The organism is Nocardioides sp. Z40_12, from assembly GCF_058215795.1.
Genome location: NZ_JBZAJA010000002.1, coordinates 314,053 through 338,534, shown reverse-complemented (window position 1 = coordinate 338,534; position 24,482 = coordinate 314,053). Strand labels below are relative to the sequence as shown.

Sequence of the window (24,482 nt, the reverse complement as noted above, 5' to 3'; positions counted from 1 at the left end):
ACACTATCCGAGTGCCGGGGCCGTCGACCGAGCGGGTCAGCCCGCGGTGAGGTCCGCGTGTCGCAGGCACTAGGTTCGAGCAGGTGAGCACCCCGGTCCGCACCTACCTGGACTCGGCCTCCTCCGAGCCGTTGCACCCGCACGCCCGCGAGACCCTGCTGGCCGCGGTGGACCAGGGCTGGGCGGACCCGCGCCGGCTGCACCACGAGGGCCGGCGCGCCCGGCTGCTGCTGGACAACGCGCGCGAGGTGGTGGCCGACGCCCTGGGCGCCCGTCCCGACGAGGTCACCTTCACCGCGTCGGGCACCGAGGCGGTCCACCGCGGGCTGCTCGGCCTGCACCGGGGGCGTGCCCGCACCTCCCGGGCGCTGGTCCACTCGGCGGTCGAGCACTCCTGCGTGATTCATGCCGCGCGCTGGACCCAGGACCCGGCGTTCGCGGTGCCCGTGACCCGCACCGGGCTGGTCACTGTCCCCGCGGTGCTGGCGTCGGTCGCCGAGAGCGTCGCCGCAGGCCACGGCCGGCCGGCCGTGGTGGCCGTCCAGCACGCCAACCACGAGGTGGGCACCCTCCAGCCGGTGGCGTCGATCGCGGCCGCGCTCGACGACGTCCCGCTGTTCGTGGACGCGTGCGCCAGCGCCGGTCGCGTGCCGCTGCCCCGGGGCTGGGCGGCGGCGGCCGCCTCCGCCCACAAGTGGGGTGGCCCGCCGGGCGTGGGGGTGCTGCTGGTGGCCAAGGGAGCTCGGTGGCGCAGCCCGCTGCCTGCCGACGACCGCGTGGACGAGCGCGCCGGCGGCTTCGAGAACGTGCCCGCCGCCCTGGCCGCCGCGGCGGCCCTCCAGGCGATGGTGGCCGAGCGCGACGCCCTGACCGGTGCCCAGACCGCGCTCGTCGAGCGGGTACGGCGGGCCGCGGCGGCGATCCCGGACGTGGAGGTGGTGGGCGAGCCCGACCTCCGCCTCCCCCACCTGGTCACCTTCTCCTGCCTCTACGTCGACGGCGAGGCGCTGGTCACCGAGCTCGACCGTCGCGGCTTCGGCGTCGCGAGCGGATCGGCGTGCACCGCCTCGACCCTGGAGCCCTCGCACGTGCTGGCCGCGATGGGCGTCCTCACCCACGGCAACGTGCGGCTCTCGCTGACCAGGGACACCGACGCCGCGGACGTCGAGCGGTTCCTCGCCGCGCTGCCGGAGGTCGTCCGCGACCTGCGGGCGGAGGTCGGCCTGTGAGCCCCGAGGTGGCGCTCGAGCTCGACTGCCGGGAGATGCTCTGCCCGATGCCGGTGATCGAGCTGGCCCGGCACGTCGGCCAGGTCGAGCCCGGCGCGTGCCTGGCCGTCGTCACCCGGGACCCGGCGGCCCGCGTGGACGTGCCGGCCTGGTGCCGGATGCGGGGCCAGGAGTTCCTCGGCGAGGACTCCGCCGAGGACGGCTCCCCCCGTTTCCTGGTGCGCCGGCTCAGCTGAGCCGGCGCGTCGCCTCAGGGGTGGAAGGTGCGCACGTGCGGCTCGAAGTCGGCGGTCGCCGCCGCGCCGTACGCCTGCGTGCAGCGCTCGAGGAACGCCGCCCGGGACAGCGAGTACTCCTGGGTGCCCACCTGCTCGACGACGTGGACGGCGAGCAGGCACCCCAGCTGGGCGGCGCGCTCGTGGCCCAGGCCCCAGGCCAGCGCCGCCAGGAATCCCGCCCGGAACGCGTCGCCGACCCCGGTCGGCTCCACGGGGGCCACGTCGGGCACCGCGGCCACCTCGATGGTCTGCGCGCCCTTCGCCTCCACCCGGACGCCCCGGGCGCCGAGGGTGATCACCCAGGTGCCGACCCGGTCGAGCACCTCCTCGGTGCTCCACCCCGTCTTCTGGGTGATCAGCGACGCCTCGTACTCGTTGGAGAAGAGCATGTCCGCGCCCTCGACCAGCTTGCGGATGAGGTCGCCGTCGCCGAAGGCCAGCTGCTGGGAGGGATCGGCCACGAAGCGGTAGCCGCGCTGACGGCACTCGTCGGTGTGCCGCAGCATGCCCTCGGGGTCGTCGGGGCCGATGAGCACGAAGTCGGGCTCGCCGACCCGGTCCACGATCGGCTTGAGCTCCAGCTCGCGGGACTCGCTCATCGCCCCGGGGTAGAACGAGGCGATCTGGGCCATCGCGGTGTCGGTGGTGCACACGAAGCGCGCCGTGTGCCGGGTCTGGGAGACGTGCACCGAGTCGCAGTCGACGTGGTGACGCTCCAGCCAGCTGCGGTAGTCGGCGAAGTCCTCGCCCACGGCGCCGACCAGCACCGGCCGCAGGCCGAGGTTGCCGAGGCCGAAGCAGATGTTCGCCGCCACGCCGCCGCGTCGCACCTCGAGGTCGTCGACGAGGAACGAGACCGAGATCTTGTCCAGCTGGTCGACCACCAGGGAGTCGGAGAACCTGCCGGCGAAGGACATGAGGTGGTCGGTGGCCACGGAGCCGGCGATCAGGAGCGACATGTGGCCGCACACTACTAGCGCGCCCCGCTGGGTGTACCAATCGGTAACGACTAGCGTCGGGGACATGGCCACTTCTGACCCAGGTTCACACCTGACCCACGACGAGCTCTCGACGCCTACCCAGATGCGCGCCGACGCTCGCGCGGTCGTGTCCTCCCTCCGCCTGGAGCGGGTGGCCCGGGCCGCAGTCCGGCCGGCGCCGAGCATCCACTTCGCGGACTACCCCCGCGAGGTGCGCAAGAGTGAGATCCGGGTCAGCGCGGCAGCGGCCCGACTCGCGAACGCCCTGCACCTGCACCTGGACTGAGCCCACCGTCCGCCGACCCGGACGACGAGAAGCCCCCGCCGTGAGGCGGGGGCTTCTTCGTCTGTGTGGGGCGGGGTACCGCCCCGGCTCAGTGGAACGAGTCGCCGCAGGCGCACGAACCCGTCGCGTTGGGGTTGTCGATGGTGAACCCCTGCTTCTCGATCGAGTCGACGAAGTCGATCATCGCGCCGTTGAGGTAGGGAACGCTCATCCGGTCGACGACCACGGTGACGCCGTCGAAGTCGGTGGTGACGTCGCCGTCGAGGGTGCGCTCGTCGAAGAAGAGCTGGTAGCGCAGCCCGGAGCAGCCGCCGGGCTGCACGGAGATGCGGAGCGCGAGGTCGTCGCGGCCCTCCTGCGCCAGGAGGCTCTTGACCTTGCCGGCCGCGACCGCACTGAGGTTGATCTGGTCGGTGCGGCGCTCTTCGGTGGTCTCGACCTGCTCGGTCATCTCGATCTCCCGTGGGTGTAGGTCGTGGTGGTCAACGGGTCAAGCGTCTCACAGCTCTGGTTATTCCACCCCGGCCCGCCCGGGATGTCCGCTCACGCCTGGGACCAGCTCCGCGCCACCCGCTGGGCCAGGTCGGCCAGCGCCTCGGCCGGCCGCCCGAGCGCCCTCTCCTCCCCGTAGGTCTCGGCCACCGAGTAGGCAGACTCGATGCCCAGGGCCCGCATCTCCCGAGACCCCACCAGGACCCGGCCGGCGAGGGCGACACACGGCCGCAGCTGCTCGCCGGCGATCTCCGCCACCCCGTAGGGGACCTTTCCGGCCCGGCTGGAGAAGTCGAAGGCACCCTCCCCGGTGACCACCAGGTCCGCGCGCCGGGCGCGTGCCGCGAGGTCGACGGCGTCGGCCACCAGACGGATCCCCGGCTGCCGCGCACCGCCCAGCAGCATCAGCGCGAACCCGAGGCCCCCGGCGGCCCCGGCACCGGGCTCCAGGGAGGTCCGCCGGTCGCAGGCGACGGCGAGCCCCTCCAGGGCGACGTCGACGGCGACCAACGCCTCCTCCCCGATCCCCTTCTGCGGGCCGTAGGTCCGGGCCGCGCCGAAGAGACCGGTCAGCGGGTTGTCCACGTCGGTGGCGGCCACCAACGACAGCCCGTGGAGGGCCGCGCGGGCCGGTGCGAGGTCCACCTCGCGGACACCCGCCAGCCCGCGGGGCCCCGCGTCGAGGGGCACGTCGGCCGTCGCCCCGAGCGCCGCCAGCAGTCCGGCCCCGCCGTCGGTGGTCGAGGAGCCGCCCAGCCCGACCACGAGGGTCCGGGCGCCGGCGTCACGGGCCGCGAGCAGCAGCTCGCCCACCCCGCGCGTCGTCCTCGTCTCGGGGTCGGTGCCCCCGGCCAGGTGGAGGCCGCACGCCTGGGCGGACTCCACGTAGGCGACCCCGTCGACCAGGAGCAGGGAGGCCGGCACCTCCTCCCCCGCCGGGCCGGTGACGGAGGCGGCGAGCAGCTCCCCGCCCAACGAGGCGTGCAGGACGTCGACGAAGCCCGGCCCCCCGTCCGCCATCGGGGCGAGGTCGACCACGTCGTCCGGGGCGTGGCGCTGCCAGCCCGTCGCGATCGCCTCGGCGGCCTGGACGGCGGTCAGGGTGCCGGCGAACTTGTCGGGGGCGATGAGCACGCGCATGTGCACATACTGCCGTGCCGGCCCCGCGCGCCGACGTACGATGCCGTGGTCATGACAACCGTCCCGGAATCCGTCCCCCTCGACGTCCGGATCCGACCGATGCGCCACGACGACCTGCGGATCGTGGAGAGGCTCTCCTCCCACGCGTTCCTCGACCTCGAGCGGCGCCTGGCCCCGCCCGGTCGTGAGGTCTCCGGGGGTCGCTCGGTGCAGGCGGCGCAGATCTGGATCGCCCGCACCTCCCGGTTCCTGGAACGGGACGCGGGCGGGTGCTGGGTCGCCGAGCAGGACGGCGAGGTCGCAGGGTTCGCGACGTCGTTCCGACGCGAGACCACCTGGTTCCTGTCGACGTACGCCGTGTCGCCCCGGTGGCAGGGCCTGGGCCTGGGCAAGGCCCTGCTGGACGCCGCGCTCGGCCACTCACGCGGCTGCGTCCGCGGCATGCTGAGCGCCTCCTCCGACCCGCGGGCGGCACGCCGCTACCGGCTGGCCGGCTTCGACCTGCACCCGCAGATGGTGCTCGAGGGGACGGTCGACCGCAGCGCCCTGCCGGAGCTGCGCCACCTGCGGGACGGCACCGCCGGGGACCAGGAGTGGATGGACTCGCTCGACCGCTCGGCCCGCGGCGCCGGGCGCGGGCAGGACCACGAGTTCCTGCGCTCGGTGCACCGCCTGCGCGTGATCGACCACCGCACCGGGCGTGGCTACTCCTACAGCAACCTCGACGGCGTGCAGGTCCTGGCCGCAGACAACCGGCGCACCGCCTCACGCCTCCTCTGGGACGCCCTGGCCGGGGTGCCGGCCGGTCGCAGCACCAGCATCGGCCACGTGACCGGCGCCAACCAGTGGGCGCTCGAGGTCGGGATGGAGGCGGGCCTCGCGGTCCGGCTCGACGGCTACCTCGGGCTGCGCGGGCTCAAGCCGCCGGCGCCCTACCTGCACCACGGCGCCCTGCTCTGAGGGCCGGCGCGGGCGTCGACCTCCCGGCGGCCGGCGCCGGTCCTAGTCGCGCTGGGAGCGCCCCGGCAGGGCGAGCATCCGCTCCAGCGCGATCTGGGCCCAGTGCTGGGTGTCGCGGTCGACCTCGATCCGGTTGACCACCGTGCCGGCGACCAGCGACTCCAGCGCCCAGACCAGGTGCGGGAGGTCGATCCGGTTCATCGTCGAGCAGTAGCAGACGTTGCGGTCGAGGAAGACGATGTTCTTGTCCGGGTGCGCGTCGGCGAGGCGCTTGACCAGGTTGAGCTCGGTGCCGATCGCCCAGGTGGAGCCGGCCGGAGCGGCCTCGATCGTCTTGATGATGAACTCCGTGGAGCCGACCAGGTCGGCCTTGAGGACCACCTCGTGGCGACACTCGGGGTGCACCAGCACCTTGAGGTCGGCGTGTGCGGCCCGCAGCTCGTCGACGACGTCCTCGCTGAAGCGGCCGTGGACCGAGCAGTGGCCGCGCCACAGGATCATCCGGGCGTCGCGGAGCTCCTCGGGGGTGAGCCCCCCGCCGGGGAGCAGCGGGTTCCAGACCACGCAGTCCCCGAGCTCCATGCCGAGCTGCAGGACCGCGGTGTTGCGCCCCAGGTGCTGGTCGGGCAGGAAGAGGACCTTGGCGTCGGAGTCGAGCCCGCCCTTCTGGGCGAAGGCCCACTCCAGGGCCACGTCAGCGTTGGAGGAGGTGCAGACCGCTCCCCCGTTCTTGCCGCAGAACGCCTTGATGTCGGCCGAGGAGTTCATGTAGGTGACCGGCACCACCGAGTCGGCGATGCCCGCCTCGGTCAGCGCCTCCCAGCAGTCCTCGACCTGCGGCAGCCGCGCCATGTCGGCCATCGAGCAGCCGGCGGCCAGGTCGGGCAGCACCACCTGCTGGTCGTCGGTGGTCAGGATGTCGGCCGACTCGGCCATGAAGTGGACGCCGCAGAAGACGATGAACTCGGCCGCCGGCCGCGCCGCCGCCTCCCGGGCCAGCTTGAAGCTGTCGCCGGTCACGTCGGCGAAGGCGATGACCTCGTCGCGCTGGTAGTGGTGGCCGAGCACGAAGACCCGCTCCCCCAGCGCCTCCTTGGCGGCGCGCGCCCGGGCCACCAGCGTGGGGTCGGAGGCCACCGGAAGGTCGCCGGGGCACTCGACGCCCCGCTCCGCGTCCAGGTCCCGGCCCTTCCCGAGAGGCAGGAGAGGCAGGAGGGGCAGGTCGATCGTCATGCCCGCATCCTACGGGCAGCGCCCCGCTCGCTCAGGCGGCGCCAAGCACCGGCAGCGTGAACCAGACCGTGGTCCCGCCCGAGCCGCTCTCCTCGACGCCGGCCCGGCCACCGTGGGCCCCCACGATCCGCCGGACGGTGGACAGCCCGAGCCCCAGTCCGGGCACCCTCTTGTCGAGGCGCACCATCGGCTCGAGCACGCGGTCGCGGTCCTCGGGTGCGATGCCCCGCCCGTTGTCGGCGACCTCGATGCGCCACTCGCCGTCCTGCTGGCGCGCGCTGATCTCGATCCGCAGCGGGACCGACTCGGCGGCGAACTTGACGGCGTTCTCCAGCAGCCCCACCAGGACGACCCGGTAGTCGGCGGGCCCCCCGGCGACGGTGGGCAGGGGGTTCAGCACCGCGACCTCGCCAGGGACGAGGTCGGAGACCGCGGCCAGCACCGCCTCCAGCTCGGCCTGCAGGTCGGTCGTGCCGGGAGCCGGATCCTGGCCGTGGTCGAGCAGGTCGGCGGTCATCCGCTTCATCCGGGCCGCGCTCCCGCTGGCCCGCTCCAGCAGCGAGATCAGCAGCTGCTGGGAGTCCTCCACCTGGTCCCGGGCGATCTCCAGCGACATGGCGACGGCGGCGAGCGGGTTGTTGAGGTCGTGGGCGACCTGGCCGGCGACGCGCGCGACCTCGACCTCGGCCCGGGCGAGCGCCTCGCCGGCCTCGAAGGCCACCGCGTCGGCGGCCACGCAGGCCGCCTCGACCCGGCGCAGAGCGGCCAGGTCGTCAGGGTCGCTGAGCGCGGTCGCGAGCCGCTGCAGGTCGGCGCTCACGTCCGGGACGCCGCCGGAGGTGTCGCCGGAGGTGTCGTCGCAGAGGGCGGAGGGAGTGCCGGAGGTGTCGTCGCTCACAGTCCCGGAGCATCCCACACCGCGAGCCACCTCTGGAGGTCTTTCTCCATCGGAAGCTCGCCGGCGAGCAGGTCGCGCACGTTGAGCTCGAGCAGGTTGTCGCGGCGCTTCTCCCCCGGCACCTGCGCGAAGGGGTAGAAGGTGCCCTGCTTGTAGAGGTACACCAGCCCGACCCGCCGTCCGTCCGGGCCCTGGAAGGGGATCAGGGTGCAGAGCAGGGAGTGGCCGAACCCCTGGGCCCCCAGGCTGGAGTTGACCGCGTGCAGGTCCGTGCACAGCCCCGCGACGTCGTCGGGGTCGCCCTCCACGACGAGCCAGGTGTAGCCGTAGGGGTCCTGGGTGGTCGTGGCCGCCGGGGCCTGCGGGTCGTCGCGCAGCAGCGCGACCACGTCGTCCTGGGTCTGGGCGAAGGCCGCCCCCGAGGCCGCGCGGTAGCAGACCGAGCCACTGCCCGTGGGCATCAGCCCGGCCGCGGTCTGCAGCGTGATCGCGGCGCTGGGCACCAGGAACAGCGAGTCGAGGTCGGGAGCCTTGGGCTGGGAGCGTCCCAGCAGCGAGTCCCACAGACCCACGGCTCAGCCTGCCGGACGGGAGAGCTCGGCCTGGATCCGGGCCAGCTGCTCGAGCCGGGTCTCCAGGGAGGGGTGGGTGGCGGTGATCGTGCGCAGGGAGGCGCCGCTGACGGCCGGGGCGATGAAGAAGGCGTTCATCGCCTTGGTGCCACGCAGGTCGCGCTCCGGGATCGCCGACATCTCGCCGGTGATCTTCTGCAGCGCCGAGGCCAGGGCCGCGGGCTTGCTGGTGAGGTAGGCGCCGGCGCGATCGGCCGACATCTCCCGGTACCGGGAGAGCAGGCGGGTCAGGAAGAAGCTGACCGCGTAGACCACCAGGCTGACCACCAGGGCGATCGCGAAGGCCGCGGCGGCACCCTGGTTGTTGCTGCCCCGGTTCCGCGTCATCCCGCCGAACTGGGCGCCCCGGGTGAGCATCCCCGCGACGATGCCGGCCGAGGAGGCCAGCGTCATCACGAGCACGTCGCGGTGCGCCACGTGGGAGAGCTCGTGGGCCAGCACGCCCTCCAGCTCCTCGGCGGTGAGCTTGCCCAGGATGCCGGTGGTCACGCAGACCACCGCCCGGTCGGGCGACCGGCCGGTGGCGAAGGCGTTGGGGATCGCCATGTCGGCGATACCCACCCGCGGCTTGGGCATGTCGGCCATCGCGCACAGCCGGTCGATCATGCCGTGCAGCTCGGGCGCCTCCTCGGGGGTGACCTCGCGCGCCCGCATCGCCCGCATCGCCACCTTGTCCGAGCTCCACCACTGGTAGAAGGCGACGGCGAGGCCGGCGATGCCGATCAGGGGCGCGTAGCCGGGCGGGAAGATGTACATCAGGGCCACGACGAGACCGACGAGCAGCGCGCCGAGCAGGAACATCACCAAGGTCATCCGGGCGGTGAGCCCGTTGTCCTTGATGAATCGGGTGTGCGACATGATCAGCCGGGGATCAGGCCGTCGTCGCTGAGCATCGCGCGCACCTCGGTCAGCTCGGCGTCCGCCATCGGGAGGATCAGGTCGGACTCGTCGAGGCTGTCGATCTGGTGCGCGGCCCCGACGCCGCGGACGCCGTCGAGGAGCGCGGCCAGGGCGGAGCGGAACTCCTCCTCCGCACCGGCCTCCACCGCGGCCTCGACCGCGGCGTCCAGTTCGTTGAGCCGGTCCAGCTCGGAGTCCGGGACGTCGAACTGCCCCTCGCCGAGGATCCGGACGATCATCGGGCCTCCCCCTCGGTGGTGGACTCCGCCGTCCCGTCGCCGGACTCCAGCGCCTCGGGCGCCTTGGCCGACTTCAGCCTGGCCAGCTCGGCCTCCACGTCGGCGGTCGAGCTCATGGAGTCGAGCTCGCGGGCGATGTCGTCGCCGCCACCCACCTGGGAGACGTCCTCGAGGGCACCGGAGGCCAGCAGCTCGTCGATCGCCCCGGCCCGCGCCTGCATCTGGGCGGTCTTGTCCTCGGCCCGCTGGATGGCCAGGCCCACGTCGCCCATCTCCTCGCCGATCCCGGACATGGCCTCGTTGATCCGGGTCTGCGCCTGGGCGGCGGTGTAGGTGGCCTTGATCGTCTCCTTGCGGGTACGGAAGGACTCGACCTTGGCCTGGAGCCGCTGCTGGGCGAGGGTGAGCTTCTCCTCCTCCGCCTGGAGCTGGGCGTGCTGGGCCTGCAGGTCCTGGATCTGCGTGGCCAGCCCCGACTTGCGGGTCAGCGCCTCGCGGGCGAGGTCCTCGCGGCCCATGTCGATGGCCTTCTGCGCCTGGCCGGTGAGCTTGTCGGCCTGCTGGGTGAGCTGGTTGACCTGGAGCTCGACCCGCTTGCGGCTGGTCGCGACGTCGGCGACGCCACGGCGTACCTTGGAGAGGAGCTCGAGCTGACGCTGATAGCTGTAGTCCAACGTCTGCCGGGGGTCCTCGGCACGGTCCAGGGCCGTGTTGGCCTTGGACCGGAAGATCAGGCTGATGCGCTTCATGAGACTCATGGGGGCGGGCCCCTCCCTCGTGCTGGTCATTGGTGCTGTCCCCTCACCCTAGGGCCACGGGCAAGACCGGTCTCAACAACCCCGGGCGGTATCATGGCGGGGTTCCCCCGCTACTCCTCACGAAGGCCGCCCGTTGCTCCGTCGCGCGAAGTCCGAACAGTCCGCGGAGTCCTCCGCGCCCGTCGAGACCGTCGAGGTGACCCCCGACCCCCGGCGACCCGCACCGAAGGGCCGCCCCACGCCCACCCGTAAGGAGGCGGAGGCGGCCGCTCGGGCCCGTGCGAAGGTGCCGCGGACCCGCAAGGAGGTCGCCGCGGCCAAGCGCGCCGCACGCCAGGAGACCAACCTCCGGGTGCGGGAGGCCATGAAGACCGGCGACGAGCGCCACCTCCCCGCCCGTGACCGCGGCCCGGTGAAGCGGTTCATCCGGGACTTCGTCGACTCGCGTCTCTCGGTCGTCGAGCTGCTGATCCCGGTCATGCTGGTCACCCTGGTGCTGGGCTGGACCGGCAACGCCACGCTGGTCGGCATCGGCAACCTGATCCTGATCGGCGGCGTCGCGATGATCGTCCTCGACGGCATCTTCATGCGGTTCCGCCTGCGCGGTGAGCTCAAGCGCCGGTTCCCCGACGCCCCGACCAAGGGGACGACGTACTACGCCCTCATGCGTGCCATGCAGATGAAGTTCCTGCGGCTGCCCAAGCCCCAGGTCAAGATCGGCGACAAGCTCCCCGAGCACTACCGCTGAGCGACGTGACGGCGCACACGGCCTGGGGGCTGGCCGCCGGCGTCGTGTCGGCGGTGCTCTTCGGCCTCGCGGCGGTCGTCCAGGCCAGCGCCGTGCGCCGCCTGCCCGACGCGCCGGGTCTCACCGACTTCCTGCGCACGGGCGTGCGCGACCGGCAGCTGATCCTCGTCGTGGTGGCGTACCTGGCCGGCTTCGTCCTGCACGCGGTCGCCATCTGGTGGCTCCCCCTCTATCTCGCCCAGGCGACGGTGGCGCTCTCGCTCCCGGTGACCGCCCTGGCCGCGATCCGGGTGGACGGACGACTCCCCCGCGGCGCGTGGCGAGGCGTGGTCGCGGTGACCCTGGGGATCGTGCTGCTGGCCCGCGCCGCCGGCCCTGCCGGTGAGGTGCGGACCGACTGGTGGCTGCCGGGTCTCCTGCTCGCGCTGCTGGTCGGGCTGGTCGTCGGGTTCGGATCCCTCCCGGCGTCCCGCGGCAGCTTGCTGGGGTGGGGCGCGGGCCTCGGCTACGCCGGGTCGGCCCTGGCGGTCCGCGGCGTGGGGTGGGACCCGGAGCCGTCGATGCTGGCCGCCGCCGTGCTGGTGCCCGCGCTGGGGCTGGTGGCCTTCTGGCTCTACTCCCGCGGGCTGGCCGGCAGCCTGGTCACCACCGCCACCGCACCGATGATCACCGCCCAGACCTTCGTGCCGGCCCTGGTGGGCCTGGTCCTGCTCGGGGACGCGACGCGTCCCGGCTGGCTGCCCGCGGTCGTCGCCGGGCTGGTGCTGGCCGTCGCCGGCGCGGCCGGCATCCGCCCCGGGACTCGGGCGCCCTCCCCTCAGGCGTCGTAGTCCAGCACCACCCGGGCGCTCACCGGGTGCGCCTGGCAGGTGAGCACGTAGCCGCGGGCCACCTCGTCGGCCTCCAGGGCGTAGTTGAGGTCCATCTCGACCTCCCCCTCCAGCACCCGGGCCCGGCAGGTGCCGCAGACGCCGCCCTTGCAGGCGAACGGCACGTCGTGGCGCACCGCGGCGACCCCCTCCAGGACGCTCATCCCCGTCGCCGGCAGCACCACCTCGCACGCCCGCCCGTCGAGCCGGACGTCGAGCGTCGAGGAGCCCCGCCCGGCCGCCGGCCGGCGGGAGGCACGTGGCTGCGGCGGGTCGGCGTGGAAGAGCTCGGTGTGGACGTGACGCGCGCCGCGCCGCGCCAGCAGGTCGCGCAGCGCGGCCACCATGGCCTGGGGCCCGCAGAGGAACCACTCGTCGACCGCGGGCGCCACCAGCGCGTCGAGGAGCGCCCCGAACCGCTCCGCGTCGAGGCGCCCGGTGAGCAGCCGCGACTCCTGCTCCTCCCGGGAGAACACGTGGATGAGCTGAAAGCGCCGGGGGAACAGGTCCTTGAGGTCGTGCAGCTCGTCGAGGAACATCACGCTCGCCGAGGTGCGGTCCGCGCAGACCAGGGTCACGTCGGAGCCCGGCTCCTCCTCCAGCAGGGTGGTGACGATGGCGAGCAGCGGGGTGATGCCGGACCCGCCGGAGACCGCGACGTAGGACGCGCGTCGGGTCGGGTCGGGGCGCACGAGGAACCTGCCGGCCGGCGGGAGCACCTCGAGCACGTCCCCCGCGGCCAGCGCGGGGGCGGTGCCCTCGCTGAAGGCGCCCCCGGGCAGGCGGCGGACCCCGATCCGCCATCGGTGCGCGGACGGCGGGCTGCACAGCGAGTACGAGCGGCGCACCCCGTCGTCGCAGAGCACGGTGAGGTGCTGACCGGCCTGGTAGGCGAAGGCGGCACGCAGGTGGTCGGGGACCGTGAGCTCGATCTCCATGGCGTCGGCGGTCAGCGGCCGCACCGCGGCCACCTCGAGCAGGTGGCCGGTCACAGGGGCTTGAGGTGGTCGAAGGGCTCCCGGCAGTCGCGGCAGACCCGCAGCGCCTTGCACGCGGTGGAGCCGAAACGGCTGGCCTCGCGGGTCCGCGTGCTGCCGCACCGCGGGCACCTGACCGAGAGCGCGAGAGGCACCGGGCCCGACCCGGTGACCGGACCGGGCGGGGCGATCCCGTGCTCGGCGAGCCGCCGGCGCCCGCGCGCGGTGATCCAGTCCGTGGTCCAGGCCGGGGCCAGGACGAGCTCGACGTGCACCGGCCGGTAGCCCGCCTCGCCCAGCCGCGCGACCAGGTCGGTGCGGATCGTCTCCATCGCGGGGCACCCGGAGTAGGTGGGGGTGATCCGCACCCGCACCCCGCCCCGGTCGTCCTCGGTCACCTCGCGCAGGATGCCGAGGTCCTCGAGGGTGACCACCGGCAGCTCCGGATCCTCGACGAGGGCGGCCACCCGCCAGGCCCGGGACGGGGCTGCGGAAGGGTGCACGGGCGCGCTCACCACGACGCCCCCGGGTGCGCGCGCGCCACGTGCTGCATCTGGGCCAGCAACGGGCTCAGCTCCTCGGTGTGCAGGCCCGACCGGCCCGCGGCCACCGCCGCCGGCACCTCCGGGACCCTCAGGGTGGCCCGGTCCAGCACGCCGGCCACGGCGTCGAGCACGCCGGGCCGCAGGGCGGCGGGGTCGGCCATCACCCCACCCGCGACCACCTCGGGCGCCACCCAGGAGCCGTCGAAGAGCTCCGCCACCCAGGGCCACTCCTGGTCCACCGCCCGCTGGGCCCGCCGGTGGGACTCCTCGGTCCCGTCGCCGAGGCGGAGCACCCAGGTCCGGGCGTGGTCCTGGTGGTAGGCGACCTCCTTGACCGCCTTGGCGGCCACGGCGGCGAGCACGGGATCGGTGCTCGCCCGCAGGGCCTCGTAGAGCCGGAGCTGCCAGGTGGAAAGGAACAGCATCCGCACCACGGTCGTCGCGAAGTCGTGCGCGGTCCGCTCCACGAGGCAGACGTTGCGGAAGTCGCGCCCGTCGCGCAGGTAGGCCAGGTCGTCCTCGTCCCGGCCGGCCCCCTCGAGCTCCCCGGCGCGCGCCAGCAGCATCCGGGCCTGGCCGAGCAGGTCGAGGGCGATGTTGGCCAGCGCCACGTCCTCCTCCAGGGTGGGGGCGCGGCTGATCCACCAGGAGAGACGCTGGCTGGCCACCAGCGCGTCGTCGCCGAGGGCGAGGAGGACCTGGACCGTGCCGGGCGAGGGTGCGAGCGCGCTCACAGGTGCTCGACCCCCTCGGGCACCTTGTAGTGGGTGGGGTGCCGGTAGACCTTGTCGGCCGCGGGCTCGAAGAACGACTCCTGCTCCTCGGGGGTGCTGGCGGTGAGCGCCGAGGCCGGGACGACCCACAGCGAGACACCCTCCTGGCGCCGGGTAAAGACGTCGCGCGCGCTGCGCAGCGCCAGCTCGGCGTCCGCGGCGTGCACCGACCCGGCGTGCACGTGGGCCACGCCGCGGCGCGGACGCACGAAGACCTCCCAGAGGGGCTCCGACCAGGCCGTCATGCGGCACCCGGCTCGTCGTCCCGGCCGTCGGGGTGCTTGGCGGCGTAGGCCGCGGCCGCCTCGCGGACCCAGGTGCCCTCTTCGTGGGCCCGGACCCGGTGGGCCAGCCGAGCCGCGTTGCACGGCCCCCGCCCCCCGATCACCCGGGCCAGCTCGTCGAAGTCGATCGGGCCGTGGTCGTAGTGGCCACGCTCCTCGTTCCAGCGCAGCTGTGGGTCGGGCAGGGTGAGGCCGAGCGCCTCGGCCTGCGGCACGGTCATGTCGACGAACCGCTGTCGCAGCTCGTCGTTGGAGAACCGCTTGATGCCCCAGGCCATCGACCGGTCCGAGTGCGCGGAGCGGTCGTCGGGCGGCCCGAACATCATCAGGCTCGGCCACCAGAACCGGTCGACCGCGTCCTGGGCCATGTCCCGCTGCGCCGGCGTGCCGTGGGAGAGCGTGTGCAGGAGCTCGAAGCCCTGGCGCTGGTGGAAGGACTCCTCCTTGCAGATCCGCACCATCGCCCGGGCGTAGGGACCGTAGGAGCAGCGGCACAGCGGGACCTGGTTGACGATGGCCGCCCCGTCCACCAGCCAGCCGATCGCGCCGACGTCGGCCCAGGTGAGGGTGGGGTAGTTGAAGATCGAGGAGTACTTCTGCCGCCCGGTGTGCAGGCGGTCGAGCAGGTCGGCCCGGTCCACGCCGAGCGTCTCGGCGGCCGCGTAGAGATAGAGCCCGTGCCCGGCCTCGTCCTGCACCTTGGCCATCAGGATCGCCTTGCGGCGCAGGCTGGGCGCGCAGGCGATCCACCGACCCTCCGGCTGCATCCCGATGATCTCGGAGTGGGCGTGCTGGGCCATCTGGCGCACCAGGGTCTGCCGGTAGTCCTCGGGCATCGGGTCGGACGGCTCCACCCTGGCCTCGTCCACGAGGAGCCGGTCGAACCGCGACGTCTGCTCTGGCTGCCCACCCATGTCACGACGCTAGCACTCATGTGACACCTCTGTGTAGATGCGTAGTTGGACTGTAACGAGCGCCGTGCCGGCCCGGCGCCCACGGCACGGCAGGATGTCCCCATGAGCACCCCCTCCGCCGACGTCTCGGTCCGTGTCGCCTGGGCCGACGACGCTCCTGCCATCGCCGCGCTGCAGGTCCGCGCCTGGCCGGACCTGTACGCGGACGTCGTGCCGACCGACGTCCTGCCCCAGGACCCCGACGAGCTGACCCCGGTGTGGCACGCGGCGCTGAGCCGGCCCGCGGACGCTCGCAACCGCGTCCTGGTGGCCCTGGAGCGCAACCGCGTGGTGGGGTTCGCCCTCACCTCCCCCGCTCAGGACCCCGACTGCGACCCGGTGCGCGACGGGGAGCTCTCCGAGCTCACCCTGGACCCGTCCGAGCGCGGACGAGGGCACGGCTCCCGCCTGCTCCAGGCCTGTGTCGACACCCTGGTCGCCGACCGCTTCACCCGCGCGGTGACCTGGGTCGAGACCCGCAACGACCCCCTCCGGGAGTTCCTGACCCAGGCCGGCTGGGCCCCGGACGGCGCCCACCGCGAGCTCGACCTCGACGGCAGCGGGACGCACCGCCTGCGACAGGTGAGGCTGCACACCGCCATCGGCTAGGCCGGTCCACGATTCAACAGTTGCTTTCCGCCGGGATGAGAGCACTATGGGAAGTGTCCGGCAGTGGTGCCGGGCCCGCCCCGCAGGAGGTTCCGGTGCTAGGACCACTCCCCCGCCTCCATCAGCTCGCGGTCGTGGCCGCGGCCCTGGTCGTCTTCGCCGGCCTCGGCCTGTGGGCCGGCCTCCTCGACCCGGTCCCGGTCCTGGTCTCCTGGGGCGCCACCGGCGGGGTGCTCGCCGGCATGGCGGTGGCGTGGCTGCTGGTGCACGAGCCCCACGCCCACCGGACCCGGAGCAGGTCCCACCTGCAGGGTCGTCGGCGCTGAGCCTCGGGCTAGCCTCCCGGGGTGCCTGACTCATTCCCCCCGCCCCGCGAGGCGCCAGACCGGGAGCGCGCCGGGATCCTGCGCGACTCCCTCGGGGTCTCGCTGGCCACCGGCCTGTACGGCGTCTCGTTCGGCGCGATCTCCGTGGCCGCGGGACTCAGCGTGCTGCAGACCTGCGCCCTGTCGCTGCTGATGTTCACCGGCGCCTCCCAGTTCGCGATGGTCGGCGTGCTGGCCAGCGGCGGGAGCGCGTGGTCGGGCGCGGCCACCGCCGCGCTCCTCGGGACCCGCAACGCCCTCTACGGGCTCCGCCTGGCCCCGCTGCTGCGACTGCGCGGCTGGGCCCGGCTGGCCGGCGCCCACGTGGTCATCGACGAGTCCACCGCGATGTCGGTCACCCGGGACACCACCGCCGCGGCCCGGACCGGCTTCTGGGCCACGGGGCTCGGCGTCCTCGTCCTCTGGAACCTCGCCACCCTGGTCGGCGCGCTGGCCGGGAACGCCCTCGGGGACCCCCGTGACTACGGCCTCGACGCCGCCGTGGGAGCCGCCTTCCTGGCTCTGCTGTGGCCCCGGCTGGACACGGCAGGCAACCGCGTGGTCGCGGTCCTCGCCGCGGCCGTGGCCGTGGGCCTGGTGCCGATCACCGCCGCCGGGGTGCCGGTCCTGGGAGCCGCCGGGGTGGCCCTCCTCGTGGGCGCCCTGCGCACCTCCGGCGCCACCGGGGGGCCGCGATGATGTGGGCCGCGCTGCTGGCGGGCTGCCTGGCCTGCTACCTCCTCAAGCTCGCGGGCCTCTGCGTCCCGCCGGCCGTGCTGGAGCGCCCGGTGGTGGCCCGCACCGCCGACCTGATCCCCGTCGCGCTCCTGGCGGCGCTGCTGGCGGTCCAGGTGCTGGGCGAGGGCTCCACGCTCGTCGTGGACGCCCGGCTCGCCGGCCTGGCCTTCGCCGTGGTGGCGCTGCTGCTGCGCGCCCCGTTCCTGGTGGTGGTCTTCGGCGCCGCCCTGGCCGCGGCGCTGGTCCGCCTGCTCTGAGCCGGCCGCTCAGGCGGGCAGGTCGAGGAAGTGCTCCAGCCCCACCGTCAACCCCGGGTGGTCCGCCACGGCCCGCAGGCCGGCGAGCACGCCCGGGGTGAAGGAGGCCCGGTCCATCGAGTCGTGCCGCAGGGTCAGGGTCTCGCCCAGCCCCCCGAGGACGACCTCCTGGTGGGCCACCATCCCGCGGACCCGGAGGGCGTGGACCGGGACCCCCGCGACGGAGGCACCCCTGGCCCCCTCCAGCGATGTCGAGGTGGCGTCCGGCATCGGGGCCGCGCCCGAGTCCCGCCGGGCCGCCGCGATCAGCTCGGCGGTGCGCCGCGCCGTGCCCGAGGGCGCGTCCGCCTTGTCGGGGTGGTGGAGCTCCACGATCTCGACGGAGTCGAAGAAGGGCGCCGCCTGGGCGGCGAAGCGCATCATCAAGATCGCGCCGATCGAGAAGTTGGGCGCGATCAGGACGCCGCACGCCGGCTCCGGGCCGAGCCACTCACGCAGCGTGGCGAGGCGGTCGTCGTCGAAGCCGGTGGTCCCGACCACCGCATGGATACCGCGGCGGATGCAGAACTCGAGGTTGCCCATCACCGCGTCGGGATGGGTGAAGTCGACCACCGCCTCGGCGCCGGCCGCGACCAGCGCCTCGAGGTCGTCGTCGGCGTCGACCTCGGCCACCAGCTCGGTGTCGGGGGCCGCAGCGACGGCTCGGCACACCTCCCGGCCGACCTTCCCCCGGGCTCCCAGGACACCGACACGGATCGTCTCTCGCTGCGCGCTCACGGCAGGCAATCTATCGCCGACCGCCACCTCTCCCGCGGAGCACCCGAATCTGGGGGGGGTGCCGGTGGCTGACTGGGGGACCCGGTGATGGCAGGCTGTCCACCATGGCATCCCAGACGATTCCGCCCCGGATCCGGTGGGCGGTGGACCTGATGGACGTCCAACCCAACGATCAGGTGCTGGAGATCGGCTGCGGTCCGGGGGCCGGAGCCGAGCTCATCTGCGCGCGACTGGACGGCGGGAAGCTCTTCGCGATCGACCGCTCGGAGTCGGGAGTGGACCGGACCAAGCGACGCAACGCCCAGCACGTCGAGTCCGGCCGCCTGACCGTGCGCCAGATCGACCTCGCCACCCTCCGGGTCCCGGTGAAGCGCCTGACCAAGGTGTTCGCCTTCAACGTGAACCTCTTCTGGGTCCGGCCCTGCGAGGACGAGGTCGCGCTGCTCCACGAGCGCCTGGTCCCGGGAGGAGCAGTCTTCCTCTTCTACGAGGCGGTCCGGCCCGAGCTGGTCCCCAACATCGTGGAGAAGACCTCGGCCGCCCTCGCGGGGGCGGGCTTCCGGGTCTCGATCGTCGAGCAGAAGGCCCCGCCGGTCATCGGAGTCATCGGCCGCCGTTAGGTTCTGAACTTATCTCTTGCTGTTATAAGTTTTTTGCCTAATACTTCTGGACATGAGTCCGGAGCCTGATCTGCTGCGCGGCATCGTCCTCACCGTCGACCAGCGCGACAGCCGCCGCACCCCCGACGCGGTGCCCGCCGCGCTGGCGGCCCTCGGCTCCGTGCCGACCCTGCTGCCCTTCCAGCGCACCGCCGGGGACGAGTTCCAGGGCGTGCTGGACGACCCCGCCGCCCTTGCTCCCGCTCTCGAGGTGCTGCTCCGCGACGGGCGCTGGCACGTGGGCGTCGGGCTGGACGGCGTGCAGACCCCCCTGCCCCGCGAGACCCGGGAGGCGCGTGGCCCGGCCTTCGTGGCCGCCCGCGAGGCCGTCTCCTCCACCCGTCAGGCGCCGTGGCAGCTGCGGGTGGCGGGGGCGACCCCGCTGGCCCGTCACCTGGAGTCGGTCTGCTGGCTGTGGGCGGCCGTCCTGGGCCGCCGGAGCGAGAAGGGCTGGGAGGTGGCCGACCTCGTCGACGGCGGGCTCTCCTACGAGGCGGCCGGCCGGCGCCTGGGGATCTCCCAGTCGGCGGTGAGCCAGCGGGCCACCGCGGCCGGGCTGGTGGAGTCGCGCCGGGCCCGCGAGCTGGTCACCGCACTGGCCCGGGACTGGCTGGAGGGTCGAGGATGACCGCTGTGCTCGCCGCGCCCGACCTCGCCGCCACGGCCTGGACCTGCCTGCTCCTGCTGACCGGGGCGACCCTGGTCGCTGCCGTCGGCTGGTGGGTCGACCGCTCGTCCTGGCTCGCCGGGCTCCAGGTGCTCCTGGTGGGCGCGGCCGCGCTCGCGGCCGCCCTGGAGCCGGGGCTGGCCTCCTCGCCGCGTGGGCTCGAGGTCCTGCTGACCGGGCTGTGCGCGGTGCTGGCGGTCCTGGGAGGCAGCCCGCTGGCCACCGCCGTCTTCCGGCTGGTGGACGGCCCCGGGGACCAGCGGGCGGGCTCGGTGCGCCGGGCGGCGGAGGTGCTGCGCGGCGGCGCGTGGATCGGCGCCCTGGAGCGGCTGGCTGTGGTCGCCTCGCTGCTCGGCCGCTGGCCGGAGGGCATCGCCATCAGCCTCGCCGTCAAGGGGCTGGGTCGCTATCCCGAGCTGCGCAACGAGGAGCACAGCGGCATCGCCGAGCGCTTCCTCATCGGCACCTTCGTCAGCGTGCTGTGGGCCGCCGCCTGCGCGGGGGTCGCCCTGCTCCTCACGAGCCCCTGACGAGCCGGCGGGGACTAGTGGGCCGAACCCTCCGGGCCCACCACGGCGAGGATCTCCGGCTGGGTGAAGAGCTCCGCGGCGAGCTGGCGCACCTCCTCGACCGTGACCGACTGGATCCGGCCGAGCACCTCGTCGATGCTCAGCAGCTCGCCGTGGACCAGCTCGGCCTTGCCCAGCCGCGACATCCGGGCTCCGCTGTCCTCCAGGCCCAGGACCACGCTGCCGCGCAGTTGGCCCTTGCCCCGGCTCACCTCCTCCTCGGTGATGCCCTCGGCGGCCACCCGGGCCAGCTCGGCGCGGACCACGGCGAGCACCTCGTCGACCTTGGCGGGCAGGCAGGCCACCGAGACGCCGACCAGGCCGGCGTCCTCGTGGTGGCTGCCGAAGGAGTAGACGGAGTAGGCCAGCCCGCGGTTCTCCCGCACCTCCTGGAACAGGCGTGAGGAGGTGCCGCCGCCGAGGGCGGTGTTGAGGACGCCGAGCACGAACCGGCGCGGGTCGCCGCGGGTGATCCCACGCATCCCCAGCACCAGGTTGACCTGCTCGAGCTGACGGTGGGCCACCGCCGTACCGGGGACGACGCGACGCGCCCGAGCGCCGGTCCGCGGTCGCACCGGCGACTCGTCCCCGATCAGGAAGCCGTTGCGGTCGAACGCCCGGCGCACCTGACGCACCACCGAGGCGTGGTCGATGTTGCCGGCCACCGAGACGACCATCGCGGCGGGCCGGTAGTGGCGGCGGTAGAAGCGGGCGATCTGGGCCTGGGTCATCGACCCGATCGTCTCCACCGTGCCGGCGATCGGACGCCCCAGCGGGCTGTCCCCCCAGGCCTGCTGGGCGAAGAGGTTGTGCACCACGTCGTCGGGATCGTCGTCGTGCATGGCGATCTCGTCCAGGATCACCTCGCGCTCGGCCTCGACGTCCTCGGCGGCCAGCCGCGAGCTGGTGATCATGTCGCCCAGCACGTCGACCACCAGCGGCAGGTCGTCGTCCAGGACGCGGGCGTGGAAGCAGGTGTACTCCTTGGCGGTGAAGGCGTTGAACTCACCGCCCACCGCGTCGAGGGCCACGGAGATGTCCATGGCCGTGCGCTCCCGGGTCCCCTTGAAGAGCAGGTGCTCCAGGAAGTGCGAGCAGCCGTGCAGCGCCGGCGACTCGTGCCGCGAGCCGACCGCGACCCACACCCCGATGCTCGCCGAGCGGACGCCCGCCATCTGCTCGGTGATCACCCGCAGACCGCCGGGCAGCAGGGTGCGCCGGACGCGGGAGGTGACGTGCCCCTCCGGGTCCTTCACCGTCTGCAGGGTGCGCGTCGACCCCACCGGCTGGGACGGAAGGGACTGGGAAACGGCCGACCGGCCAGCAGAGAACTGCTGGCCGGTCGTCCTGGGGCGAGTGGTCACTCGGTCTCGGCGTCCTGCCCTGCGGCCTCGGACCCCTCGGCGGCACCCTCGTCCTCGACGACGGGCACCAGGGAGAGCTTGCCGCGGTCGTCGATCTCGGCGATCTGGACCTGGACCTTCTGGCCCACCGAGACGACGTCCTCGACGTTGTCGACGCGCTTGCCGCCGGCCAGGCCGCGCAGCTTGCTGATGTGCAGCAGCCCGTCCTTGCCCGGCATCAGCGAGACGAACGCACCGAAGTTGGTCGTCTTCACGACCGTGCCCAGGTAGCGCTCGCCGATCTCCGGCATCGTCGGGTTGGCGATCGCGTTGACCGCGGCCTTCGCCGCCTCGGCCGCCTCGCCGTTGGTGGCACCGATGTAGACGGTGCCGTCGTCCTCGATCGAGAGCGTCGCGCCGGTGTCGTCCTGGATCTGGTTGATCACCTTGCCCTTCGGCCCGATGACCTCGCCGATCTTGTCCACGGGCACGCGGATGGTGATGATCCGCGGGGCGTGGACCGACATCTCCTCGGGAGCGTCGATGGCCTCGGCCATCACGTCCAGGATGGCGTAGCGGGCGTCGCGCGCCTGCTTGAGCGCCGCGCCCAGCACCTCGGCGGGGATGCCGTCGAGCTTGGTGTCGAGCTGCAGCGCGGTGACGAACTGACGCGTCCCGGCGACCTTGAAGTCCATGTCGCCCATGGCGTCCTCGGCCCCGAGGATGTCGGTCAGCGCGACGTACTCCGTCTTGCCGTCGACCTCACCGGAGATGAGGCCCATCGCGATGCCCGCGACCGACGCCTTCAGCGGCACACCGGCCTGCAGCAGCGAGAGCGTGGACGCGCAGACCGAGCCCATCGAGGTGGAGCCGTTGGAGCCCATCGCCTCGGAGAGCTGGCGGATCGCGTAGGGGAACTCCTCGCGGGTGGGCAGCACCGGCAGCAGCGCGCGGCGCGCCAGCGCACCGTGGCCGACCTCGCGACGCTTCGGGGAGCCGACCCGGCCGGTCTCACCGGTGGAGAACGGCGGGAAGACGTACTTGTGCATGTAGCGGCGGTGCTTCTCCGGGGAGAGCGTGTCGAGCTGCTGCTCCATCTTGAGCATGTCCAGGGTGGTGACGCCCATGATTTGGGTCTCGCCGCGCTCGAAGAGCGAGGAGCCGTGGACCCGCGGGATCAGGCCGACCTCGGCGTGCAGCGGACGGATGTCGGCGAGGCCGCGGCCGTCCATGCGGATCTTGTCGCGCAGCACGCGCTCCCGCATGAGGTTCTTGGTCAGCGACCGGAAGGCGGCGCCGATCTCCTTCTCGCGACCGACGAAGTCGCCGGCGATCTTCTCCAGCAGGGACGCCTTGATGGCGTCCATCTTCTCCTCGCGCTCCTGCTTGCCCGCGATCTGGAGAGCCGCGACGGTGTCGTCCTTGGCCGCGGCCTCGACGGCGGCGTAGACGTCGTCCTCGAAGTCGAGGAAGACCGGGAACTCCTGGACCGGCTTGGCGGCCTCCTTGGCCAGCTCGGCCTGGGCCTGGCACAGCTGCTTGATGAAGGGCTTGGCGGCGTCGAGGCCCTCGGCCACGACCTCCTCCGTCGGCGCCTGGGCGCCACCCTCGACCAGGGAGATGACCCGCTCGGTGGCCTCGGCCTCGACCATCATGATCGCGACGTCGCCGGTGTCGGTGACGCGCCCGGCCACGACCATGTCGAAGACGGCGTCCTCGAGCTGGCTGTGGCTCGGGAAGGCCACCCACTGGCCGTCGATCAGCGCCACCCGGACGCCACCGACCGGACCCGAGAAGGGCAGGCCGGAGAGCTGGGTGGAGATCGACGCGGCGTTGATCGCCAGCACGTCGTAGGGCATGTCGGGGTCGAGCGAGAGGACCGTGATGACGACCTGGACCTCGTTGCGCAGACCCTTCTTGAAGGTCGGGCGCAGCGGCCGGTCGATGAGGCGGCAGGTGAGGATCGCGTCCTCGCCGGGGCGACCCTCGCTGCGGAAGAACGAGCCGGGGATCTGGCCCACGGCGTACATCCGCTCCTCGACGTCGATCGTCAGGGGGAAGAAGTCGAAGTGGTCCTTGGGCTGCTTGGAGGCGGTGGTCGCCGAGAGCAGCATGGTCTCGTCGTCGAGGTAGGCGGTCACCGAGCCGGCGGCCTGGCGGGCCAGCAGGCCCGTCTCGAACTTGACGGTGCGCTTGCCGAACTTGCCGTTGTCGAGAACGGTCTCGACGGCGGAGATGGTGGGTTCCACGTAGTGGGTCCCTTCTGTTCGCGGAGCGCACCCGCGGACGACCAAGCCCCGTGCGGGGCATGGGCCGGTCTTCGATCGAGGCCCGCAGGCAGCGGTCGCACGAGGGCGACGGTCCTGAGGGCCACTACCGAGGACCGAGCCTTGTCGGCGGGTCGCTCCTGAGTGGTGGGTTTTCAGTTGTGTCGCGGGCCGGGGCCCGCAGGTGTCACGCGTTCAAATGTAGCGAGAAACGGCGGGAGGGCCCACTCGACACGAGTGGACCCTCCCCCACGTCAGCGACGCAGGCCGAGACGCTCGACGATCGAACGGTAGCGCTCGATCTCGGTCTTCTGCAGGTAGTTGAGCAGCCGCCGGCGCTGGCCGACCAGCAGCAGCAGACCACGACGGCTGTGGTGGTCGTGCTTGTGCTGCTTGAGGTGCTCGGTCAGGTGGGCGATGCGGTGCGACAGCAGCGCGATCTGGACCTCCGGCGAACCGGTGTCACCCTCGCCCGTGGCGTACTCGGCGATGATCTTCTTCTTGGTCTCCGCGTCAGTACCGATGGACATGCGCAGGCTCCCTTCCGGCCCACCAGGGGCTCGTTCGTTGCGCGGCGCGCCGGGGCCTGTTCACCCGGGCACTCTCGATCCGCGGCCGTTGGACGGCATGTCGCCCACCCCGGAGGGTGGACAACTCCAACAGACTACCAACGCAGGGTCGAGCACACCCAATCGGAACTCAGTAGGCCGGCGGCGGCGGGTCCGCCTCCACGTGCCGCTCGGTGGTCGCCTGCCGACCCTGTGCGTCGGTGGTGGTGGCGATGGTGCTCTGCCGACGCCGGGTGTTCTGCTGGACGATGCTCAGCAGCAGCAGCGCCACACCGGCAAGGGTCAGGATCCATCCCACCATCCCGAGGTTGACCGGGCCGACCTGCTCCTCGCTGATGGCCAGGGACAGGATCAGTCCCACCACGATCAGTCCGACTGCTCCTCCGTAACCCATCTGGGTTCTCCATCCGCTCGACGATCCACGCGACGCCGGCCGGCGTCCGCTCTGCGCTTACCCGCTCACGGCCCGATCCAATCCTCCGGCCGGT

General features: G+C 73.1%; 32 protein-coding genes. 13 read left to right on the top strand and 19 right to left on the bottom strand.

The annotated features are described in order from the left end of the window. Positions 1-83 precede the first annotated feature (83 nt). A complete protein-coding gene (locus AC4BG9_RS04855) occupies positions 84-1,229 on the top strand; it encodes a cysteine desulfurase family protein (RefSeq protein ID WP_490569947.1) in 1,146 nt (381 codons plus the stop codon). Beyond that, positions 1,226-1,465 carry a sulfurtransferase TusA family protein gene (locus AC4BG9_RS04850; RefSeq protein ID WP_490569946.1) on the top strand — a complete coding sequence of 80 codons (240 nt, stop codon included), beginning with the start codon at positions 1,226-1,228 and terminating at the stop codon, positions 1,463-1,465. Before AC4BG9_RS04855 ends, AC4BG9_RS04850 begins: the two co-directional genes overlap by 4 nt. 14 nt (positions 1,466-1,479) lie before the next feature. Here the strand turns inward: AC4BG9_RS04850 and AC4BG9_RS04845 are convergent, their stop codons facing one another. Beyond that, complete coding sequence (locus AC4BG9_RS04845; protein WP_490569945.1) at positions 1,480-2,466, bottom strand: carbohydrate kinase family protein; 987 nt, start codon at positions 2,464-2,466, stop codon at positions 1,480-1,482. Positions 2,467-2,530: 64 nt separating this feature from the next. Between AC4BG9_RS04845 and AC4BG9_RS04840 the strand changes: the two genes are divergently transcribed. Beyond that, on the top strand, positions 2,531-2,773 hold the full coding sequence (locus AC4BG9_RS04840; RefSeq protein WP_490569944.1) for a hypothetical protein: 243 nt from the start codon (positions 2,531-2,533) through the stop codon (positions 2,771-2,773). A gap of 88 nt (positions 2,774-2,861) precedes the next feature. On the opposite strand, the gene erpA is transcribed toward AC4BG9_RS04840, so the two are convergent. Together erpA and AC4BG9_RS04830 are read right to left on the bottom strand one after the other, a co-directional pair. After that, positions 2,862-3,224, bottom strand: a complete 363-nt coding sequence (erpA, locus tag AC4BG9_RS04835; protein WP_490569943.1) for an iron-sulfur cluster insertion protein ErpA — start codon at positions 3,222-3,224, stop codon at positions 2,862-2,864. A 92-nt stretch (positions 3,225-3,316) separates the two neighbouring features. Then, positions 3,317-4,405: a glycerate kinase family protein gene (locus tag AC4BG9_RS04830; protein ID WP_490569942.1), complete on the bottom strand. Its 1,089-nt coding sequence runs from the start codon at positions 4,403-4,405 to the stop codon at positions 3,317-3,319. Between the two features lie 51 nt (positions 4,406-4,456). On the opposite strand from AC4BG9_RS04830, the gene AC4BG9_RS04825 reads away from it, so the two are divergent. Then, positions 4,457-5,365: a GNAT family N-acetyltransferase gene (locus AC4BG9_RS04825; protein ID WP_490569941.1), complete on the top strand. Its 909-nt coding sequence runs from the start codon at positions 4,457-4,459 to the stop codon at positions 5,363-5,365. 42 nt (positions 5,366-5,407) lie between these two features. On the opposite strand, the gene nadA is transcribed toward AC4BG9_RS04825, so the two are convergent. From nadA to AC4BG9_RS04795, 6 genes are read right to left on the bottom strand one after another with little or no spacing between them, the layout of a single operon-like run. Continuing rightward, positions 5,408-6,598: a quinolinate synthase NadA gene (nadA, locus tag AC4BG9_RS04820; protein WP_490569940.1), complete on the bottom strand. Its 1,191-nt coding sequence runs from the start codon at positions 6,596-6,598 to the stop codon at positions 5,408-5,410. Between the two features lie 31 nt (positions 6,599-6,629). Next, complete coding sequence (locus AC4BG9_RS04815; protein ID WP_490569939.1) at positions 6,630-7,496, bottom strand: sensor histidine kinase; 867 nt, start codon at positions 7,494-7,496, stop codon at positions 6,630-6,632. Continuing rightward, positions 7,493-8,068: a PspA-associated protein PspAB gene (gene pspAB / locus AC4BG9_RS04810; protein WP_490569938.1), complete on the bottom strand. Its 576-nt coding sequence runs from the start codon at positions 8,066-8,068 to the stop codon at positions 7,493-7,495. The genes AC4BG9_RS04815 and pspAB overlap by 4 nt, the downstream gene beginning before the upstream one ends. Before the next feature lie 3 nt (positions 8,069-8,071). Beyond that, the gene (gene htpX / locus AC4BG9_RS04805) at positions 8,072-8,986 is read right to left on the bottom strand and encodes a zinc metalloprotease HtpX (RefSeq protein ID WP_490569937.1); all 915 of its coding nucleotides are present in this window, start codon (positions 8,984-8,986) and stop codon (positions 8,072-8,074) included. Positions 8,987-8,988: 2 nt separating this feature from the next. Further along, positions 8,989-9,267 carry a PspA-associated protein PspAA gene (gene pspAA / locus AC4BG9_RS04800; RefSeq protein WP_490569936.1) on the bottom strand — a complete coding sequence of 93 codons (279 nt, stop codon included), beginning with the start codon at positions 9,265-9,267 and terminating at the stop codon, positions 8,989-8,991. After that, positions 9,264-10,025 (bottom strand): PspA/IM30 family protein, encoded by a 762-nt coding sequence (locus AC4BG9_RS04795; protein ID WP_490569935.1) that lies wholly within the window; start codon positions 10,023-10,025, stop codon positions 9,264-9,266. The genes pspAA and AC4BG9_RS04795 overlap by 4 nt, the downstream gene beginning before the upstream one ends. 133 nt (positions 10,026-10,158) lie before the next feature. Between AC4BG9_RS04795 and AC4BG9_RS04790 the strand changes: the two genes are divergently transcribed. Beyond that, positions 10,159-10,773, top strand: a complete 615-nt coding sequence (locus tag AC4BG9_RS04790; RefSeq protein WP_490569934.1) for a DUF3043 domain-containing protein — start codon at positions 10,159-10,161, stop codon at positions 10,771-10,773. A 5-nt stretch (positions 10,774-10,778) separates the two neighbouring features. Next, complete coding sequence (locus tag AC4BG9_RS04785; RefSeq protein ID WP_490569933.1) at positions 10,779-11,603, top strand: hypothetical protein; 825 nt, start codon at positions 10,779-10,781, stop codon at positions 11,601-11,603. Here the strand turns inward: AC4BG9_RS04785 and AC4BG9_RS04780 are convergent. Genes AC4BG9_RS04780 through paaA form a run of 5 tightly spaced genes read right to left on the bottom strand, consistent with a single transcriptional unit; the run spans position 11,591 to position 15,135 of the window. Next, positions 11,591-12,634 (bottom strand): 2Fe-2S iron-sulfur cluster-binding protein, encoded by a 1,044-nt coding sequence (locus AC4BG9_RS04780; protein WP_490569932.1) that lies wholly within the window; start codon positions 12,632-12,634, stop codon positions 11,591-11,593. The genes AC4BG9_RS04785 and AC4BG9_RS04780 overlap by 13 nt on opposite strands. Further along, on the bottom strand, positions 12,631-13,122 hold the full coding sequence (gene paaD / locus AC4BG9_RS04775) for a 1,2-phenylacetyl-CoA epoxidase subunit PaaD (RefSeq protein ID WP_490569931.1): 492 nt from the start codon (positions 13,120-13,122) through the stop codon (positions 12,631-12,633). The genes AC4BG9_RS04780 and paaD overlap by 4 nt, the downstream gene beginning before the upstream one ends. Positions 13,123-13,130: 8 nt before the next feature. Further along, positions 13,131-13,898 carry a 1,2-phenylacetyl-CoA epoxidase subunit PaaC gene (gene paaC, locus AC4BG9_RS04770; protein ID WP_490569930.1) on the bottom strand — a complete coding sequence of 256 codons (768 nt, stop codon included), beginning with the start codon at positions 13,896-13,898 and terminating at the stop codon, positions 13,131-13,133. Then, positions 13,895-14,182: a 1,2-phenylacetyl-CoA epoxidase subunit PaaB gene (gene paaB / locus AC4BG9_RS04765; RefSeq protein WP_490569929.1), complete on the bottom strand. Its 288-nt coding sequence runs from the start codon at positions 14,180-14,182 to the stop codon at positions 13,895-13,897. Before paaB ends, paaC begins: the two co-directional genes overlap by 4 nt. Beyond that, positions 14,179-15,135: a 1,2-phenylacetyl-CoA epoxidase subunit PaaA gene (paaA, locus tag AC4BG9_RS04760; protein WP_490569928.1), complete on the bottom strand. Its 957-nt coding sequence runs from the start codon at positions 15,133-15,135 to the stop codon at positions 14,179-14,181. The genes paaB and paaA overlap by 4 nt, the downstream gene beginning before the upstream one ends. A 102-nt stretch (positions 15,136-15,237) precedes the next feature. Between paaA and AC4BG9_RS04755 the strand changes: the two genes are divergently transcribed. The 4 genes from AC4BG9_RS04755 to AC4BG9_RS04740 all read left to right on the top strand — a co-directional run bounded on the left by AC4BG9_RS04755 (position 15,238) and on the right by AC4BG9_RS04740 (position 17,143). After that, entirely contained in the window at positions 15,238-15,783 is a 546-nt protein-coding gene (locus tag AC4BG9_RS04755; RefSeq protein WP_490569927.1) for a GNAT family N-acetyltransferase, read from the top strand. Positions 15,784-15,878: 95 nt separating this feature from the next. After that, positions 15,879-16,109 (top strand): hypothetical protein, encoded by a 231-nt coding sequence (locus AC4BG9_RS04750; protein WP_490569926.1) that lies wholly within the window; start codon positions 15,879-15,881, stop codon positions 16,107-16,109. 21 nt (positions 16,110-16,130) lie between these two features. Further along, entirely contained in the window at positions 16,131-16,847 is a 717-nt protein-coding gene (locus tag AC4BG9_RS04745) for an AzlC family ABC transporter permease (protein WP_490569925.1), read from the top strand. Continuing rightward, positions 16,847-17,143, top strand: a complete 297-nt coding sequence (locus AC4BG9_RS04740; RefSeq protein WP_490569924.1) for an AzlD domain-containing protein — start codon at positions 16,847-16,849, stop codon at positions 17,141-17,143. Before AC4BG9_RS04745 ends, AC4BG9_RS04740 begins: the two co-directional genes overlap by 1 nt. Before the next feature lie 9 nt (positions 17,144-17,152). Here AC4BG9_RS04740 and dapB read toward each other — a convergent pair whose 3' ends face one another. Continuing rightward, the gene (gene dapB / locus AC4BG9_RS04735) at positions 17,153-17,899 is read right to left on the bottom strand and encodes a 4-hydroxy-tetrahydrodipicolinate reductase (protein ID WP_490570217.1); all 747 of its coding nucleotides are present in this window, start codon (positions 17,897-17,899) and stop codon (positions 17,153-17,155) included. A 125-nt stretch (positions 17,900-18,024) separates the two neighbouring features. Here dapB and AC4BG9_RS04730 point away from each other — a divergent pair, with 125 nt between their 5' ends. The 3 genes from AC4BG9_RS04730 to AC4BG9_RS04720 are packed head-to-tail and all read left to right on the top strand — an operon-like array spanning position 18,025 to position 19,776. Then, positions 18,025-18,540 (top strand): class I SAM-dependent methyltransferase, encoded by a 516-nt coding sequence (locus tag AC4BG9_RS04730; RefSeq protein ID WP_490569923.1) that lies wholly within the window; start codon positions 18,025-18,027, stop codon positions 18,538-18,540. 52 nt (positions 18,541-18,592) lie between these two features. Continuing rightward, complete coding sequence (locus AC4BG9_RS04725; protein WP_490569922.1) at positions 18,593-19,207, top strand: transposase; 615 nt, start codon at positions 18,593-18,595, stop codon at positions 19,205-19,207. After that, complete coding sequence (locus AC4BG9_RS04720; protein WP_490569921.1) at positions 19,204-19,776, top strand: hypothetical protein; 573 nt, start codon at positions 19,204-19,206, stop codon at positions 19,774-19,776. Before AC4BG9_RS04725 ends, AC4BG9_RS04720 begins: the two co-directional genes overlap by 4 nt. 14 nt (positions 19,777-19,790) lie before the next feature. On the opposite strand, the gene AC4BG9_RS04715 is transcribed toward AC4BG9_RS04720, so the two are convergent. The 4 genes from AC4BG9_RS04715 to AC4BG9_RS04700 form a co-directional block, all read right to left on the bottom strand. Continuing rightward, positions 19,791-21,071: a M16 family metallopeptidase gene (locus AC4BG9_RS04715; RefSeq protein WP_490569920.1), complete on the bottom strand. Its 1,281-nt coding sequence runs from the start codon at positions 21,069-21,071 to the stop codon at positions 19,791-19,793. 104 nt (positions 21,072-21,175) lie between these two features. Then, complete coding sequence (locus AC4BG9_RS04710; protein ID WP_490569919.1) at positions 21,176-23,407, bottom strand: polyribonucleotide nucleotidyltransferase; 2,232 nt, start codon at positions 23,405-23,407, stop codon at positions 21,176-21,178. A 272-nt stretch (positions 23,408-23,679) separates the two neighbouring features. Next, entirely contained in the window at positions 23,680-23,955 is a 276-nt protein-coding gene (gene rpsO / locus AC4BG9_RS04705; RefSeq protein ID WP_490569918.1) for a 30S ribosomal protein S15, read from the bottom strand. A 169-nt stretch (positions 23,956-24,124) separates the two neighbouring features. After that, a complete protein-coding gene (locus AC4BG9_RS04700; protein WP_490569917.1) occupies positions 24,125-24,388 on the bottom strand; it encodes a DUF6458 family protein in 264 nt (87 codons plus the stop codon). Positions 24,389-24,482 lie beyond the last annotated feature (94 nt).